This window comes from Phenylobacterium sp., from assembly GCF_037138395.1.
Taxonomy (GTDB): Bacteria; Pseudomonadota; Alphaproteobacteria; order Caulobacterales; family Caulobacteraceae; genus Phenylobacterium.
The window spans coordinates 1-1,776 of the sequence record NZ_JBAXIM010000259.1 but is presented as its reverse complement, the minus strand read 5'-3'; the positions used below and the strand labels follow the sequence as shown (position 1 = coordinate 1,776).

Sequence of the window (1,776 nt, the reverse complement as noted above, 5' to 3'; positions counted from 1 at the left end):
AGCGCCAGCGTGGCGTCCGGCGCGGCGCCCCAGGGCGGCGCGGAGGTCTGGATGGTGCGATATGATCCCCGTCCCCGCAGTGTCCAGGTGCGCCGAGGCGATAACCGCGGTCAGACCGTGGTGGCCATCAACGCCGTCCGCGAGCTGAGGCGGCTCGGCTCCTGGCGAGGCCGGACTCTGACCTGGCGGCTCCCAGCCGCCACTGAGCCGGGCCTGGCGACCGTGGTGATCGTGCAGTCGCCCAAGGGTGGTCGCATCCTCTCGGCGACGAAGATCCCGCCGTCCCGGAAATAGGCCGAGCCCTCAGACAGGGCTGAGGCGACTTGCTGCGATGTGTGGAGGGGTGTCGGCTGGCCCGGCGGCCCGGCTCCGAGCGGGGGCTGGGGGGGCTGTTCAGATACCCGGAGCTCAGGTCCGGCCAACCGACGCCTGCACATTCCGATGCGGATCTGGCGCGCACTTGTCCGAAATAAGGTCATTTCGCGGCGGAATCCTCTAGGTTCCAAAGGATTGCCCCGGACGGCGCCGGGAGGCTAACCTTCTCCCATGGCGGCGGAACCCTTCCCCACAGGCGGTCCTCCGGGGCGCGTCTTCTTCGAGCGGGCTGAGTTCACCCGCATCCTGAACCTCTATGGCCGGATGGTCGCCGCCGGGGAGTGGAAGGACTACGCCATCGATCCCCTGCCGGATGCCTGTGTCTTCTCGGTCTTCCGCCGCGCCTCCGAGGCGCCCGCCTACCGGATCGAGAAGCGCCCCTCCATGGCCCGCAAGCAAGGCGCCTGGGCGGTGATCGGAGAGGGCGGCATGATCCTCAAGCGCGGACACGACCTGGCGCAGGTCCTGACCCTCTTCGACTCCCGGCGTTTCCGGGTGGTGGACTGAGACACAAGAAAAAACCCCGGCGGTCGCCCGCCGGGGCCGATATTCCGGTCTCTGGTTCCTTCCGCCTAGCGGCGGGCGCCCAACAGGTTCAGCAGGAACTGGAACAGGTTGATGAAGTTCAGGTACAGGCTCAGAGCCCCGAAGTTGGTCGCTACAGCCGTAGAGCCCGCGTCGCCACCCAGGTCGTAGTACATGAGCTTCAGCCGCTGGGTGTCCCAGGCGATCAGGCCGGCGAAGATCAAGACACCCAGGATGCTGATGATGAAGTTCATCATCGGCAGGTGCAGGAACATGTTCACCAGGGAGGCGATCACCAGGCCGATCAGGCCGACGATCAGGAAGCTGCCCAGGCCCGAAAGGTCCCGCTTGGTGGTGTAGCCGAACAGGGACAGGCCAGCGAAGGCCGCTGCGGTGATCAGGAAGGTCTGGGCCAGGGCCGCGCCGGTGTACAGGAGGGCCAGGAGGCCCATGGAGGCGCCCATCAGCACCACGATGCTCCAGTAGGCGATGGCGGCACCACGGGGCGTCTGTCCGCCCCGGCCAAAGCTGGTGAACAGGATGATCGCCATGGGCGCGAAGGCGACGATGTAGCCGACGGGGGTCATGCCGAGCATGCGGCCATCCTCCGCGACCTTGAACATCAGGTCACGGACCGGCGGGAACATGCCGGTCAGCCAGGCCATGGCCGCAGAGACCACCAAGCCCAGGGCCACCTTGTTGTAAACGCCGAGCATGAACCGGCGCAGGCCGGCGTCGACGGCCATGTCGGCGCGGTCCACGATAACCGGACGGGCCGATCCGCGATTGAAGTCGCTCATCGAAGGAAGGTCCTCTCCCAAACGCCCGGATTGGGCGCAGACATGAATATCATGACCTTAACCGTCTTGTGCAAGC

3 protein-coding genes are annotated in these 1,776 nt (G+C 66.5%); 2 read left to right on the top strand and 1 reads right to left on the bottom strand.

Annotation, left to right across the window (positions count from 1 at the left end; all coding sequences use genetic code 11):
• Together WCJ52_RS13020 and WCJ52_RS13015 are read left to right on the top strand one after the other, a co-directional pair.
• Positions 1 to 294: DUF1223 domain-containing protein (locus WCJ52_RS13020; protein ID WP_336903729.1), on the top strand; the 294-nt coding region annotated here is incomplete at its 5' end.
• 252 nt (positions 295 to 546) lie between these two features.
• Complete coding sequence (locus tag WCJ52_RS13015; protein ID WP_336903728.1) at positions 547 to 882, top strand: DUF2794 domain-containing protein; 336 nt, start codon at positions 547 to 549, stop codon at positions 880 to 882.
• 65 nt (positions 883 to 947) lie between these two features.
• On the opposite strand, the gene WCJ52_RS13010 is transcribed toward WCJ52_RS13015, so the two are convergent.
• Positions 948 to 1,700, bottom strand: a complete 753-nt coding sequence (locus WCJ52_RS13010) for a Bax inhibitor-1/YccA family protein (protein ID WP_336903727.1) — start codon at positions 1,698 to 1,700, stop codon at positions 948 to 950.
• Positions 1,701 to 1,776 lie beyond the last annotated feature (76 nt).

Coding starts and splice junctions, on each gene's coding strand:
- WCJ52_RS13015 (WP_336903728.1), top strand. CDS start 547: ATGGCGGCGGAACCCTTCCCCACAGGCGGTCCTCCGGGGCGCGTCTTC.
- WCJ52_RS13010 (WP_336903727.1), bottom strand. CDS start 1,700: ATGAGCGACTTCAATCGCGGATCGGCCCGTCCGGTTATCGTGGACCGC.